General features: G+C 64.2%; 14 protein-coding genes. 10 read left to right on the top strand and 4 right to left on the bottom strand.

The genetic code is table 11. The features are described from left to right. The first annotated feature begins 25 nt into the window (after positions 1-25). Positions 26-2,125, top strand: coding sequence for a M3 family metallopeptidase (locus tag HCU64_RS08800; RefSeq protein WP_233383451.1), 2,100 nt, complete (start codon positions 26-28; stop codon positions 2,123-2,125). Positions 2,126-2,216: 91 nt separating this feature from the next. After that, a complete protein-coding gene (locus HCU64_RS08795) occupies positions 2,217-3,077 on the top strand; it encodes a hypothetical protein (protein ID WP_233383450.1) in 861 nt (286 codons plus the stop codon). Positions 3,078-3,081: 4 nt separating this feature from the next. Here HCU64_RS08795 and HCU64_RS08790 read toward each other — a convergent pair whose 3' ends face one another. Beyond that, on the bottom strand, positions 3,082-3,297 hold the full coding sequence (locus HCU64_RS08790; protein ID WP_233383449.1) for a hypothetical protein: 216 nt from the start codon (positions 3,295-3,297) through the stop codon (positions 3,082-3,084). 455 nt (positions 3,298-3,752) lie between these two features. On the opposite strand from HCU64_RS08790, the gene HCU64_RS08785 reads away from it, so the two are divergent. Continuing rightward, complete coding sequence (locus tag HCU64_RS08785) at positions 3,753-4,316, top strand: pilus assembly protein N-terminal domain-containing protein (RefSeq protein WP_233383448.1); 564 nt, start codon at positions 3,753-3,755, stop codon at positions 4,314-4,316. Positions 4,317-4,389: 73 nt separating this feature from the next. On the opposite strand, the gene HCU64_RS08780 is transcribed toward HCU64_RS08785, so the two are convergent. Continuing rightward, complete coding sequence (locus HCU64_RS08780; protein ID WP_233383447.1) at positions 4,390-5,892, bottom strand: phosphomannomutase/phosphoglucomutase; 1,503 nt, start codon at positions 5,890-5,892, stop codon at positions 4,390-4,392. Positions 5,893-6,094: 202 nt separating this feature from the next. After that, a complete protein-coding gene (locus HCU64_RS08775) occupies positions 6,095-6,343 on the bottom strand; it encodes a hypothetical protein (protein ID WP_233383446.1) in 249 nt (82 codons plus the stop codon). A 373-nt stretch (positions 6,344-6,716) separates the two neighbouring features. On the opposite strand from HCU64_RS08775, the gene HCU64_RS08770 reads away from it, so the two are divergent. From HCU64_RS08770 to ychF, 3 genes are all read left to right on the top strand, one after another. Beyond that, complete coding sequence (locus HCU64_RS08770; RefSeq protein WP_233383445.1) at positions 6,717-7,412, top strand: 50S ribosomal protein L25/general stress protein Ctc; 696 nt, start codon at positions 6,717-6,719, stop codon at positions 7,410-7,412. Positions 7,413-7,505: 93 nt separating this feature from the next. Continuing rightward, positions 7,506-8,126 carry an aminoacyl-tRNA hydrolase gene (pth, locus tag HCU64_RS08765; protein WP_233383444.1) on the top strand — a complete coding sequence of 207 codons (621 nt, stop codon included), beginning with the start codon at positions 7,506-7,508 and terminating at the stop codon, positions 8,124-8,126. 64 nt (positions 8,127-8,190) lie between these two features. Then, complete coding sequence (gene ychF / locus HCU64_RS08760) at positions 8,191-9,288, top strand: redox-regulated ATPase YchF (RefSeq protein WP_233383443.1); 1,098 nt, start codon at positions 8,191-8,193, stop codon at positions 9,286-9,288. Between the two features lie 157 nt (positions 9,289-9,445). On the opposite strand, the gene HCU64_RS08755 is transcribed toward ychF, so the two are convergent. Beyond that, positions 9,446-9,964 carry a septal ring lytic transglycosylase RlpA family protein gene (locus HCU64_RS08755; RefSeq protein WP_442785930.1) on the bottom strand — a complete coding sequence of 173 codons (519 nt, stop codon included), beginning with the start codon at positions 9,962-9,964 and terminating at the stop codon, positions 9,446-9,448. Positions 9,965-10,217: 253 nt separating this feature from the next. Between HCU64_RS08755 and HCU64_RS08750 the strand changes: the two genes are divergently transcribed. The 4 genes from HCU64_RS08750 (at position 10,218) to HCU64_RS08735 (ending at position 13,543) form a co-directional block, all read left to right on the top strand. Next, positions 10,218-11,207: a MaoC family dehydratase gene (locus HCU64_RS08750; RefSeq protein ID WP_233383442.1), complete on the top strand. Its 990-nt coding sequence runs from the start codon at positions 10,218-10,220 to the stop codon at positions 11,205-11,207. A gap of 132 nt (positions 11,208-11,339) precedes the next feature. Beyond that, positions 11,340-11,702, top strand: a complete 363-nt coding sequence (locus tag HCU64_RS08745) for a MarR family winged helix-turn-helix transcriptional regulator (RefSeq protein WP_233383441.1) — start codon at positions 11,340-11,342, stop codon at positions 11,700-11,702. A 50-nt stretch (positions 11,703-11,752) separates the two neighbouring features. Next, on the top strand, positions 11,753-12,133 hold the full coding sequence (locus HCU64_RS08740; RefSeq protein ID WP_233383440.1) for a tautomerase family protein: 381 nt from the start codon (positions 11,753-11,755) through the stop codon (positions 12,131-12,133). Positions 12,134-12,238: 105 nt separating this feature from the next. Then, complete coding sequence (locus HCU64_RS08735; RefSeq protein ID WP_233383439.1) at positions 12,239-13,543, top strand: MFS transporter; 1,305 nt, start codon at positions 12,239-12,241, stop codon at positions 13,541-13,543. The last annotated feature ends 30 nt before the right edge of the window (positions 13,544-13,573 follow it).

Here is a 13,573-nt window from a genome sequence, read left to right as displayed (position 1 = left end):
TGAATTGCCGAAGACGAGGAAGTCGATGACTGCCGATACCCTGCGCGAAAAGCTATCCGAATCCGGGGGTAACGGCGCGGGCTCCAACCCGTTCGACGAAGCGCAATGGTCGACGCCGTACGGGTTGGCTCCGTTCGAGCGCATCACACCGGAGCATTTCAGCTCGGCCTTCGCGCATGCATTGGACGTGCACCAGGCCGAGATCGCGGCGATCGCTGCAGACAAGCGGCAGCCGAGCTTCGACAATACCATCGGCGCGATGGAACGCGCCGGTAAAGGCCTCACCCGCGTCGCCTCCACCTTCTTCAATCTCACTGGCAGCAATACCAGCCCTGCCTTGCAGGCGATTGAGCGCGAGGTAGGGCCGAAGCTCGCGCGCCATTCGAGCGCGGTCTACCTGAACCCCGATCTCTGGGCGCGCATTTCTCGGGTTGATGCGGATGCGGAGAACCTTGGCGAGGAAGAGCGGCGGGTGCTCGACCGCTATCGCATCCGCTTCCGCCGCGCCGGGGCCGATCTTGGGCCGGAGGCCAAGGAGCGCGTCGCCGAGATCGCGAGCCGCATGGCGGAACTCGGGACGCGGTTCAGCCAGAACCTCCTGGCTGACGAGAGTGGCTTTACGCTGCCGCTCAAGGGCGAGGACGATCTCGCCGGGCTGCCGCCATTTCTACGAGAGGCGGCTGCCGAGGCCGCCTTCGAGCGCGGCGGCGAGCATGGCCACCTCATCACGCTATCGCGCTCACTGATCGAGCCCTTCCTGGTCTTCTCGACTCGTCGCGACCTGCGCGAGCGCGCCTATCAGGCCTGGACGCATCGCGGCGAGACCGGGGGCGAAACAGACAACAGCGCGATCATCGCGGAGATCGTAGCGCTCCGAGCTGAACGGGCGCGACTGCTCGGCTTTGATAGCTTCGCGCATTTCAAGCTCGACGACACCATGGCGGGCTCACCCGACGCCGCCATGGACCTATTGCGCGAGGTCTGGGCACCAGCCCTGCAGCGCGCCTCAAATGAGCGCGATCGCCTACAGGCCTTGGTGCAGGCCGAGGGCAGTAACTTCGCCATCCAGGCGCATGACTGGCGCCACTATGCCGAGAAGCTCCGGCGCGCCGAACACGACCTCGACGAGTCGGAGATCAAGCCGTACTTGCCGCTCGAGGGCATGATCCAGGCGGCCTTCGATACCGCTTCACAGCTCTTTGGCTTGCGCTTCGAGGAGGTGCGCGAGCTGCCGCGCTACCATCCCGACGTGCGGGCGTGGTCGGTGACGAATGCGGACGGCTCGGAAGTCGGCCTTTTCCTCGGTGATTACTTCGCTCGAGCCTCCAAGCGCAGCGGTGCCTGGATGAGCGCCTTCCGCTCTCAGGAGCGGCTCTCCGGCGACGTGAAGCCGATCATCGTCAACGTGATGAACTTCGCCAAGGCGCCGCGGGGCGAGCCGACGCTGCTCTCCTTCGACGATGCCCGCACGCTGTTCCACGAGTTCGGCCACGCCTTGCACGGGCTATTGTCCGATGTGACCTATCCGCTTCTCGCCGGCACTGCCGTCTCGGGCGATTTCGTAGAGCTGCCCTCGCAGCTCTACGAGCATTGGCTCGAACAGCCGGAAGTGCTGCGCCAGCATGCTCGCCACTACCGAACCGGCGAGCCGATGCCGGAGGAGTTGCTGACGCGGCTGCTCGCGGCCCGTACCTTCAACCAGGGCTTCGCCACGGTCGAGTATACCTCCTCAGCCATCGTCGACATGACGCTGCACCTCTCGGCGGCCGGCGAGGCCGGACTCGACGTACTCGCCTTCGAGGCCGAAGCGTTGAAGCGCATCGCTATGCCGGCCGAGATTTCGATGAGGCATCGCTCGCCGCACTTCGCGCACATTTTCTCGGGCGAGGGCTACGCGGCCGGCTACTACAGCTATCTCTGGTCCGAAGTGCTCGACGCCGATGCGTTCGACGCCTTCCGCGAGGCCGGCGACATCTTCGACCCCGAGACGGCGACGCGGCTGCGCCGTTTCGTCTACGGCGCCGGCAATTTGCGCGACCCTCGAGACGCCTACACGGCATTTCGCGGACGCCTGCCGAGCACTGGACCGCTCCTCAAGAAGCGAGGATTGGTGCGGGCGGCTTAGCCTCGGCAATCTGGTCCCGGCACTGTCGGTAACCCTTCAGTAAACAAACGTGCTTAACCAATGCTTCCTGAGACAATCAGGAAGTTGGGCCATGACGGGATCGGTCGAGAGCGCAAAGGTCGAGGACAAGACGGCCGGCGCGACCAAGTCTTCGCCCGCGGAACTTCTCAAGAACGCCGTGGCCGGCAAGTCCGAACGGAAGGCCGCGACTGCGCCGGCTGCCGCGGCATCGGTTCCACCGGTGGCGTCTGCGAAACGCTGGGCCCTACCCGTCGATGGCCGACTCGCCGCCGTCGCGACGGTGGCGCTGGTCGTCGGAACCGCCTTCGGTATGATGGCAGCGCCACGCGAGCGCTCGGGCGACGCACTCAGCCGCATCGAGGCTGCGCTGGACGCTAACCGTTCCGAAGCAGGCCGGCTGAAGTCAGAGATCGCACATCTCTCCACGGCGCTGGGCACGCTGCGCGAGACGACCTCCGCCGCCCGCACGGACATCAAGACCATCGCGCCAAGCCTGACCGATCGCGTAACGCGCCTTGAGCAGGGTCTCGACAAGAAGCTCGCCGCTCTGGGCGATCGCGTCGCCCGCGCCGAGCGGGAGCAGGCAGCATCGGCTGCGGCGCCCGCAGCCGCCATCGAGAAGCGCCCTGCTCAGCCCGTTGCAGCCCAGCAGACGACCAGCCCGGCCACAACAGCCTCGACGCCGAAGGCCGAGCCGACTCAGACTGGCAGCATCGCGGACACGAAGCCCAAGACCGAAACTGTGGAAGCGTGGGCACTGCGCGACGTTTATGACGGCGTCGCCATGCTCGAAGATCGTAAGCGCCGACTGCTCGAAGTGGCTCGAGGCGACACTGTGCCAGGCGTCGGGCGTGTCGAGGCGATCGAGCGCCGCGGCCGTGTTTGGGTCGTTGTGACGAAGCAGGGCGTCATCACCCCGCAGACCTGGTAGGCGATCAGGCTATGTGATCGGCCGCCTGCGCTCTGGCGCATTCGGCCCGGGGAGGGGGCGCGGACTCGGGCGCATCGGCGAGCGATCCGGCACGGGCCAGCCGCTCCAGTCCGCGTGCACGGGCCTCTGCCTTCGCCTCGGACGTCGCGTATAATACGGACGCGAGCAGGGCCGCGCCGTCGAAATCGGTGTCGAGCGTCTTAGTGTCGAACAGCGGCATCGTTGCCTCCCGACCCAAGGGCCGAGCCAGTCCGGCCGTCAGGCAAAAAGCTCGGCCGTACGATCGCAACGGGGATTGCGCGAATAAAGTTCCGCGAAGTTCTCGTTGTTAACCGCAATTTCATCACTGCATCGCGAGTTCTCTTTTTGCGGTGCGAATGCGCACTTCTGCGTTGCCGACCAAGTGAAGCCGACAAAGGCTGAGCGTTTCCGAAGTTTTTGCTCGCGGCCCAGAAAGCGCCCGTCTCGATCGCGAGCAATTGCCCTGCTGTCGGATCGACGATCGATCGTGCTCCTTGGTTCGGCGGCGACTAAGCGAGACGTTGGGTTCGCGAAGGCGCGTCTGATGCCCCCCATTAGCCCTTCCTTCACCAATCCCGACGAATGATGGCGCGCTGGACGATGTCGCCCCGGGCGGGTCTCCGGCCTGTCGAGACCAGCGAGAGCCTCCGCATCATGCGTCGTGTCCCGAGCTCATCCCTGCGAGGCGTGCGCGCCGGCCGCCGCTTGCTGGCCGGCGGGCTCATGCTGGTCGCGGGCCTCGTGGTAGCAGGTGCAAGCCAGGCTGCTGGCGGCCTGTCTGATTCCGACGTCATCTCCGTGATGGTCGATAATGCCAAGGTGGTTCGGCTGCCCGAGCAGACGGCGACCGTCGTCGTCGGCAATCCGGCTATCGCCGATGTCACCTCGCGGCCGGGCGGTGTGGCGATTCTCACCGGCAAGAGCCTTGGCACGACCAACCTGATCGCGCTCGACGCGAAGGGTACGCTGATCACCGAGGCATCCATCACCGTCCAAGCGCCGATGACTTCGATCGTCTCCGTGCAGCGCGGAGCCGAAGGCCGCAACTCCTACATCTGCGCGCCTCGCTGTCAGCCGGCTGCGGTTCTTGGCGACAGCATCCCATGGTTCAACGAGGTGAGCGGGCAGGCCGACAGGAGGAGCCAACTGGCCTCAGGCGCGTCCATCCCCCTGACCGCGCCCGGCGCCCCCGGTAGTCAGGCTCCAGCGGGACGCTAACGCTCGCGACCGTCGCCGCGAGCGCAGCAAATCCAAAGCGGGGAGGCCGCAACGCGGCCAACTGTCCCGTGCCTTAGATCGTCTGGTTGTAGGCGCCGATGCCTTCGTTCTCGCGAAGGATGCCGTCGACGGCCTTGAACATCTCGTGGAGCCGGGCTTCCGAGACTGGGCTCTCGATCACCACCACCAACTCCGGCTTGTTGGACGAGGCCCTCACCAGGCCCCAGGTGCCGTCCTCCGTCGAGACGCGCACGCCGTTGACCGTGACGAGGTCGGTGATCTTGGCGCCACCGACGGTCTCGCCGGCATCCTTCATCTGCTGGAAGCGCTGAGTGACCTTCTCGACGACGCCGTATTTCACCTCATCGTCGCAATGCGGCGACATGGTCGGCGAGCCCCAGGTCTTTGGCAGCGCCCGATAGAGATCGGCCATCGAACTTCCGGGATTGCGGTCGAGCATCTCTATCACGGCGATCGCCGTGAGCAGGCCGTCGTCGTAGCCGCGGCCGATCGGCTCGTTGAAGAAGAAGTGACCGGACTTCTCGAAGCCGGCCAGCGCGCCGAGCTCGTTGACCCGGCGCTTGATGTAGGAATGGCCGGTCTTCCAGTAATCGGCCTTCACCGCCTGCTGCTGCAGCTCCGGATCGGTGTTGTAGAGACCGGTCGACTTCACATCGACCACGAAGGTCGCGCCTGGGTGCAGCTTCGACAGATCACGCGCCAGCATCACGCCGATCTTGTCGGCAAAAATCTCCTCGCCCTCGTTGTCGACGACACCGCAACGGTCGCCGTCACCATCGAAGCCGAGGCCGACATCGGCGCCATGCTCCTTCACCGCGTGCGCGATGGCGTGGAGCATCTCCATGTCTTCGGGGTTCGGGTTGTAGCGCGGGAAGGTGTAGTCGGGCGTAACGTCGAGCGGCACGACCTCGACGCCGAGCGAATCCAAGAGCTTAGGCGCGAAGGCTCCGGCCGTGCCGTTGCCGCAGGCGGCGACGACTTTTAGTTTGCGGGTGATCGGCTTGGCGCGGCTTTTGAGGTCGGCGAGGTAAGTGTCGAGGAAGCCTTCAACGAACTCATAGGAGCCACCGTCACGGTACTGGAAAGTGCCGCCAGTGACGATCTCTTTGAGCCGGCCCATCTCCTCGGGGCCGAAGGTCATCGGGCGGTTGGCGCCCATCTTCACGCCAGTCCAGCCATTGTCGTTGTGCGAGGCAGTAACCATCGCCACGCAAGGGCAGTCCAGTGCGAACTGGCCGAAATAGGCCATCGGCGAGAGCGCGAGGCCGACATCTTTTACCCGCAAGCCCGCCGCCTGCATGCCGGCGATGAGCGCGAGTTTGATCGAGGAGGAATAGGAGCGGAAATCGTGGCCCGTCACGATATCCGGGCGTACCCCCATCTCGTGGACCAGAGTGCCGATGCCGAGGCCCAGCGCCTGAACCCCCATCAGGTTGATCTCTTTCGGGAAGAGCCAGCGCGCATCGTACTCGCGGAAGCCCGTGGGCTTGACCAGGGGCAGTTGCTCGAACTCGAAGGTGTTCGGCGTGAGAGAGGCGTGCGGCTTAGGAAACATCGCGGGCCTTTATCGAAGCAAGCTGGTCGGCGGCGTCATTGCACTTAGGGGGGCGGTCCAGCAAGGGAAGTTGCCCAGCGCAGCCATTCCCCAAGCAAGATTTCACTTCGAGCTGCCGGACCGAGCCGCAATTCGTGCCAGATACGAAAAAGGCCGCCGGCTTTCCCCGGCGGCCTCGACCACAATCGACTTGCGGCTCAACTTATTTTTTGCCGTCCTTCTTGTCCTCGCCGGTGGCCTTCGCGGCAGCCGCACCACCCGATGGGGCAGTCGTGGCGGTAGCGTCGCCTTCACGCTTCTCGTAGCCGGCCGCATTCGGCGGCCCCTTCATCTTGCCATCCTCGGCCTTCATGGCCGGGGTGCCCGTGCTCGGCTGAGCCGCTTTGTCCTCGGCAAATGCCACGCTCATCAAGGCGAGCGAGGTCGCGACGGCGAGTGAGATCCGTTTCATGGTATTCCTCCTTTGATTTGGGCGAGAAACGCAAGTTTTGCGCGACATGTTCCAAATAAAAGTCGAGAGAAAACGGTGCGGTTTCGTACGTTTCTTGGCAATTTTCATTTTGGCGGTGCGCGCGTTTTAATCCCAATTGCGCAGAAATTATTTTTGTCGACTTGAAGCGAGAAATCTCGCCGTCGGCGCGAGTAATGGATTTCATCGGCTTCGCGCGCGACCCTCTGGATTGCCTTCCGGGGCAACCCCCTGTATGTGCCTCGCCACGCCCCCCGACACCCTTGGAGGCAGGGGCGTACTGGGTTCGATTTCGGGCCGTCCGCTTTGGGCGGCCTTTGTCGTTCCCGATCATGCAATCGAAAAGGATCACGCCATGAGCGCACCGAAGTCGCTTGAGGCCGTGGCACGCGACCGGGCCGGCAAGGGGGCCGCCCGGGCCGTTCGTCGCCAAGGCCAAGTTCCCGCCGTCATCTACGGGGGAGGCCAAGCCCCGCAGTCGATCGCCATCGACCTCATTCGCACCCGCACCCTGATCTATGCCGGCGGTTTCAAGACCACCGTGTTCGAGATCAATGCCGGCGGCAAGAAGACCCGCGCCATCCCGCGCGACTTCCAGCTCGACCCGGTGACCGGCGTTCCGCTGCACGTCGACTTCCTGCGCATCGTCGCCGGCCAAACCGTGACCGTCGCGGTTCCGGTGCACTTCCTCAACGAGGATGCGGCGCCCGGTATCAAGAAGACCGGCGGCACGCTCAACATCGTGCACCACACGCTCGAACTCACCGTCGCTCCCGACCAGATTCCCGAGGCCATCGAGGTCGATCTGACCGGTCGCGAGGTTGGCGACGTGATCCACGTCTCCGACATCAAGATCCCCGCCGGGACCTACACGGGTGACGTCGGCGAGCCGGTCGCCAACATTGTGCCGCCGACCGTTCTCGGCGCCGAGGTCGAGGCCGAGGAGGCTGCTCTCGCTGAGGCTCAGTCTGCCGAGTCCGCCGACGACAAGGGCGAAGCCGAGGCCGAAGCCGGCGAGTCCAAAGACGACGAGAAGTCCGACAAGGAGTGATCGGAAGGGGCGTCCAGCCCCTTCGGTCTCCTGTGCTCACATCGGCTCCGGCTCATGCGGCCGGGGCCGTTTCTTTATCGCGACGAGGCGGCCATGCGACTCATCGTTGGCTTGGGCAATCCGGGCGCCCGCTACGCGAAGAACCGGCACAATATCGGCTTCATGGCAGTCGATGAGATCGCCCGTGTGCATCGCGCCAGCCCGTTCCGGCGCCGCTTCCAGGGGGAGGCGGCCGAGGTGGTGCTCGGCACCGAGCGCGCCATCCTGCTCAAGCCACAGACCTTCATGAACGAATCCGGCCGCTCGGTCGGCGAAGCGCAGCGGTTCTATAAGGTGGCCCTGGAGGACGTGATCGTGCTCCACGACGAACTCGACCTCGCCCCCGCCAAGCTCCGGGTGAAGAAGGGCGGCGGCAATGCCGGCCACAATGGCCTGCGCTCGATCACGGCCTGCTGCGGAAACGAGTATCGCCGCGTGCGGCTCGGCATCGGCCATCCTGGCGACAAGGCACTGGTCCAAGCCTTCGTTCTCAACGATTTCGGCAAGTCCGAAGAGCCCTGGGTCGAGGACCTCTGCCGGGCGGCGGCGGACAACGCCCCCCTGGTCGCCGCCGGCGAGAACGAAAGCTTCCAGAACAAGGTCCACCTCGCCATGGTCGGCCGCGGCTGGACCGACCCCAAACCGCCGGGCAAGGACACGAAGGCACAGGGTTGACCTGACGCCTCAAAGAACGTTTTCGAGCAGCCGAAGCGGCGCTCGCTGCAGGAACAGGTGATCCATGGGCTTCAAATGCGGCATCGTCGGCCTGCCGAACGTCGGCAAGTCGACCCTCTTCAACGCGCTGACGCAAACGGCTGCGGCGCAGGCCGCCAATTATCCGTTCTGCACCATCGAGCCGAATGTCGGCGACGTGGCGGTCCCTGATCCGCGCCTCGATGACCTTGCCAAGATCGCCACCTCGAAGGAGATCATCCCGACGCGGCTGACCTTCGTCGACATCGCGGGTCTCGTGCGCGGCGCTTCGAAAGGGGAGGGGCTCGGCAACCAGTTCCTCGCCAACATCCGCGAATGCGACGCCATCGCTCACGTCGTGCGCTGCTTCGACGACGGCGACGTCACCCATGTCGAGGGCAAAGTCGATCCGAATGCCGACATCGAGACCATCGAGACCGAGCTCATGCTCGCGGATCTCGAGAGCCTCGAGAAGCGCATCGTTGCCCTCGAGAAGCGCGCCCGTGGCAACGACAAAGAAGCCAAGGAATTCCTCGACCTCGTCAATCGCACGCTGCCGTTGCTGCGCGATGGCAAGCCGGCGCGAGTGGTCGAGCGCAAGCCAGAGGAAGAGTTCCTGTTTCGACAACTCGGACTGTTGACGGCCAAGCCCGTGCTCTACGTCTGCAACGTCGACGAGGGCGATGCCGACAAGGGCAACGGCTATTCCGAGAAAGTGTTCGTGCGCGCCAAGGCCGAGAATGCCGTGGCCGTCGTCGTCTCCGCCAAGATCGAGAGCGAGATCGCGGTCATGGCGAAGGCCGACCAGGGTGACTTCCTGGAAGCGGTCGGCCTCACGGAGCCGGGGCTGAACCGCGTGATCCGCGCCGGCTACGACCTCCTCGGCCTGATCACCTATTTCACCGCCGGCCCGAAGGAGGCCCGCGCCTGGACCATTACCAAGGGCACCCGTGCCCCAGGCGCCGCCGGCGTGATCCACTCGGATTTCGAGAAGGGTTTCATCCGGGCCGAGACGATCGCCTTCAAGGACTACACGAGCCTCAATGGCGAGGCCGGCGCCCGCGATGCCGGCAAGCTGCGGCTGGAGGGCAAGGAATACGTCGTGCAGGACGGCGACGTGCTGCATTTCCGCTTCGCCAATTGAGGTGGAACTCAGCAGGCGGTCTCTGACGGTCAGCAACGCGTGACCGTCAGAGACCGCCCGTATTCGCCGACTTCAGGGAACCGGTCAGCATCCGTATCCGAGCGTGGCGAGCGCTGATGCCATTTCCGACCACCTGGGCGGCATCTTCGGTAGAACGCTACTCAGCTTGATACAGTGCAACCATTCCTACGCTGGTGATGCCAATGGCATGGGCACTTCGGCGTGAGAGATCGATCACATACGGCCGCGTCGCATTGGTTTTCTGGTTGGTGCGATCGGTGATCCGCACGACGACCGCCCGACCGTTGCTCTTGTTGACGACCCGGATCCTGGTGCCGAACGGCAAGGAGTGGTGGGCCGCAGTCAGTCCATTCGGGTTGTAAGGTTCGCCGCTCGCCGTTCGGCCGGGATGCTCGTAATACGTGGCACGCCCGCTGCTGATTTGACGCCCTCGACCGTGTGATGCTGCCGTCAACGTTGCCTTAGTCTTGGTTGAGCCCATCGCCTTAGGTTCACCTGACGGAATCATCGACTGCACTTCTGGAAATGCGAATGTAGGCGGACGCTGCGTGTTGGCAGCCGTCTGTGCGGAGGCGGTTGGCGCGATCGACAGCGAAACGAGTATTGCTGTTCCAAAGGTCAAGCTTTCAAAGATGCGTACCCGCGCAAACTTCATCACTGCACGTGTCCTCAAATCATCGAACAATTCGGCGAATGGATAAATTGCAAATTTGTTCCGATATGTGCGTTAAATCTTGTGGATGCAGAAATAGAAACTGTTCGCTGCGCTAGGGGTCAATTTGCACTGTTTATCGGTGTAATGAGTTGATCTGCCTCGCGCACAGGGCAGTCGGCGCTTTCGGAGAGTGGCAGGGTGGCATCGGCGCGTGCTAGCCGGGACGTCGATCCCATCCACGATCCGGCCCGCGATGCACTTCCATCATTTCGAAGACCTCGAACCCGGCCAGGAATTCACCGGCGGCCCTATCACAGCCACGCGCGAGGCCATGGTCGCCTTCGCCAGAGACTTCGATCCGCAGCCTTTTCACCTAGACGAAGAAGCCGCCAAAAAGACCTTCGTCGGCACGCTGATCGGCTCCGGCTGGCAGACCGCATCTTACGGCATGCGTCTGCTGGCCGAAGGGCTTATGCTGAATTCGAGCTCAATGGGCTCGCCGGGCATCGACGAATTGCGCTGGCTCAAGCCCGTGCTGCCCGGCGACGTCCTCATTGCCACGATACGCGTCGAGGAGGTGCGCCCTTCCAGCTCGAAGCCCGACCGCGGCTTTGCCCGGTTCAAGCTGACGATAACCGACGGCGAGGGCGAGCCGGTAATGACGCAGGCCTTCGGGGCGATGTTCGCGCGGCGCGGCCACACGCCCGCGCCGCGCAGCGTCACCTTTGAGGAGCCTTCCGAGCCTTTGCTGGAAGGCGATGACGCCTCGTTACTACCATTTCTCGGCGAGGCGGAGATCGGAGCGTCGCGCGATTTAGGCCAATACCGCTTCGAGCCCGAGGCGATCATTGCCTTTGCCAAAGTCTACGACCCTCAGGCGTTTCATACCGATGCCGAGGCGGCGCGGGCGAGCCATTTCGGCGGCCTCTGTGCATCCGGCTGGCACACGGCCGCCGTCTGGATGAAGCGGCTGCATGCGACATGGGCCCGCGACATGGTGCTGACCGCGAAGCACGGTCCGGTGCCTCAACTTGGCCCTTCTCCGGGCTTTAAGAACATGCGCTGGCTACGGCCGGTCTATGCCGGCGATACGCTGCGTTACGCTACGAAGCTCGTCGGCGCCCGTGCCTCCACGTCGCGGCCGGGCTGGGGACTCGCGCATCATCACAACACGGCCGAGAACCAGAGGGGCGAGCCGGTCTTCGAATTTACCGGATCCGTCTTCTGGCAGTGGTCCGCCTGAGTTCATCGCCGAGCATCGTACGACAGCTGACGAAGAAGGCCCTTGGCTTTCACCAATACATGCGTATATACCCGCATAATGTCATCCGACAAGCCATGCCTTTGCAGCACGCTCCGCCGCATCACCCGCTCGGTGACCGCGACCTATGACGAAGCGCTCAAGCCGGTCGATCTGCGGATCACTCAATTCTCGGTGCTGCGGACGCTTTCGCGGCTAGGCCCGGTCTCGGTGACGCGGTTGGCCGCGGAGACGGCTCTCGACCGTTCGACCATGGGTCGGAATCTCGATCCCTTGGAGCGGCGTGGCCTCGTCCGGCTGGACGTAGGAGAGACCGACCAGCGCGAACGCATCGTGCACCTGACCGAGATTGGCACCTCAGCCATCGAGAAAGCCCTGCCATATTGGCGCGAGGCTCAGGCTCAATTGTCCGAAGCGATGGGACCGGCCGCCTTCGATACAATCGCTGAGAACCTGACCGCGCTTCAGCGGACGTGATTGTCAGTCCATTTGTGCAAGAACGGGTATGTACCCGTAAGGAGAGATCAATGCCCCTGGCTCGCATCGACCTCATCGAAGGTAAGTCCGTCGAGTACCGCCGTACCATTGGTGACGTTGTCTACGAGGCAATCGTCTCGGCGCTCGGCGCGCCGAAGGATGATCGCTTCCAGGTCATCACCGAGCATCCAGCTGCCGACCTGATCATCGACCCGACCTATCTCGGCATCCAGCGGACGCCCGACTGCGTCGTGATTCAGCTGACTCTGAATGCGGGGCGCACCCTCGAGAAGAAGCAGGCCTTCTACAGACAGGTCGCCGATGGCCTGCACGATCGGCTGGGTCTGCGCCGCGAGGACGTGTTCATCAGCCTCGTGGAGGTCTCGAAAGAGAACTGGTCCTTCGGGAACGGCGAGGCGCAATACGCCTAGCCGATGCCAGCGTCATTCTGAGGTTCGCCGCAAGGCGAGAACCGGAATGACGCTGGCAATCTGCCGACAAACATCCCCACGGCCGGCCTTGCCACTCAGGAAGCCATGTCTGCACGCTCGACCAAGCCGATCAGCACAACCCGCATTCACTATGCATGGGTTGTGGCTGCAGTCACATTCGTTGTGCTGCTGGTCGGGGCCGGCGTCCGCGCGACGCCCGGCATCATGATCGTGCCGTGGGAGCGCGAGTTCGGCTGGTCAGCCGCGACGATCAGCGTGGCGATCGCCGTCAACATCTTCCTCTACGGCATGATCGGGCCCTTCGCGGTGGCCATCATCGAACGCTTCGGCCTGCGCCGCTCCGTCTGCGCTGCGCTGCTCGTGCTCGCCGCGGGCACAGCTTCCACTGCCTGGATGAGCGCGCCGTGGCAGATGCTGTTGCTATGGGGGATCGTGGTCGGTTCGGGCTCGGGAATGGTCGCCAACGTACTCGGCGCGACCGTGGCGAACCGCTGGTTCTTCCGCCATCGCGGGCTCGTACTCGGCCTGCTGACCGCGAGCAGCGCAACGGGGCAGCTCGTCTTCTTGCCGATGCTGGCGAGCCTCGCCGTGAGCCAGGGCTGGCGCGCCGTCTCGCTCGCCGTTGCCGCTGCAGCCTTGGCTCTGGTGCCGCTCGTTGCCCTGCTGCTGCGCGACCGTCCATCCGATTTCGGCCTGCCTCGTTACGGGGAGGCCGAGGTCAAGCCCAGGCTGGCGGACGGCGTGAACCCGGCGCGGCGTGCACTCCAGGGGCTCGCCACGGGCCTGCGCTCAAAGGATTTTTGGCTGCTCTCCGGCACGTTCTTCATCTGTGGTGCCTCCACGAACGGGCTCGTCGGCACGCATTTGATCCCCGCCTGCATCGACCACGGTATCCCGGAGGTCACCGCTGCCGGTCTCTTGGCTTTGATGGGTTTGTGTGATCTCGTCGGCACCACCGCGTCGGGCTGGCTTACCGACCGTTTTGACGGTCGGAAGTTGCTCGCCTGGTATTATGCCCTGCGCGGGCTCTCGCTGATCTTCCTGCCCTATTCCTTCGACATCAGCTTTTACGGGCTGTCGCTTTTCGCGGTGTTCTATGGCCTGGACTGGATCGCGACCGTGCCGCCGACGGTGAGCCTCGCGGGACGCGCCTTCGGCGAAGAGAATGCTGCACTGATGTTTGGCTGGATCGCCGCGGTGCACCAGATCGGCGCAGCGGCAGCGGCCTCACTCGCGGGGGTGGTACGCACCAATTCTGGGGACTATTTTGCGGCCTTCGTCGCGGCCGGCTTGCTCTGCCTCGTCGCGGCGCTGATGGCGATGTTCGTCGGAGGTCCGCACGCAGCCGACGAGCCGATCCCCGCCTCCCCACAGGCGGCCGGGGCATAGGCGCCGGCGCCGCAGCAAAGACTGCGATCG

This window comes from Methylobacterium sp. C25 (genome assembly GCF_021352225.1).
Taxonomy (GTDB): domain Bacteria; phylum Pseudomonadota; class Alphaproteobacteria; order Rhizobiales; family Beijerinckiaceae; genus Methylobacterium.
Note: the sequence above shows the minus strand (reverse complement) of the source record. Positions and strands in the feature narration are given on the sequence as shown.